This window comes from Halorubrum sp. SP9, assembly GCF_005435015.1.
GTDB classification, from domain to species: Archaea; Halobacteriota; Halobacteria; order Halobacteriales; family Haloferacaceae; genus Halorubrum; species Halorubrum sodomense.
This window is the reverse complement of the sequence record NZ_SGXU01000177.1, coordinates 1-535: the sequence shown is the minus strand read 5'-3', so window position 1 is coordinate 535 and position 535 is coordinate 1. Positions and strand designations below refer to the sequence as shown.

Below are 535 nucleotides of genomic sequence, written 5' to 3'. Positions count from 1 at the left end.
AACACGACGTGATACCGGTTGTCGTCACTACGACGAACACTCAAAAATCCGCATAGTGAAAGCCACTCAAGTAACTCATCGAGCGTCTCAAATTCACCGTCGTATTCGTGAGCGTGATACTCTGAGACTTGATCCGCCTTCGTCAAGAAGTCGGGATCCGGTTCGCCGTCGGCGTCAGAAACGTAATCAAGGAAGCAGTGGAGGAAATCGACATCGAGCAGGACGTGTTCACCACCCGAGAGCATTTTGTGATAATCGCCGAGTTTTGTCCCCGCGTCAGTCGTCGCAGCTTGGTAATTAGCAGCATAGAAGGTCAACGCACGCCGTAACAGCTCGCTTTGTCCGTGGCCGGTTCGCTCGGTGAGATCATCAAGCGCCTCTTTCGCATCTTCATCAAGTGACACAGTCACACGATCGATCGCCATATGCGACCGGCCTCACCCGGAACGTGAATAGTCAACGGTTCCCACAACAGTATGATGAATTTGAATCAAGTGACGTATAGGTGATAGCACCGGCCATCAGGGCTTATAAT

At 51.4% G+C, this 535-nt stretch carries 1 protein-coding gene; it reads right to left on the bottom strand.

Going from position 1 to position 535, the window contains the following annotated elements; genetic code table 11:
* On the bottom strand, positions 1–425 hold a 425-nt coding region (locus EXE45_RS17060), incomplete at its 3' end, for a ribbon-helix-helix protein, CopG family (protein WP_241989518.1).
* Positions 426–535: the final 110 nt, after the last annotated feature.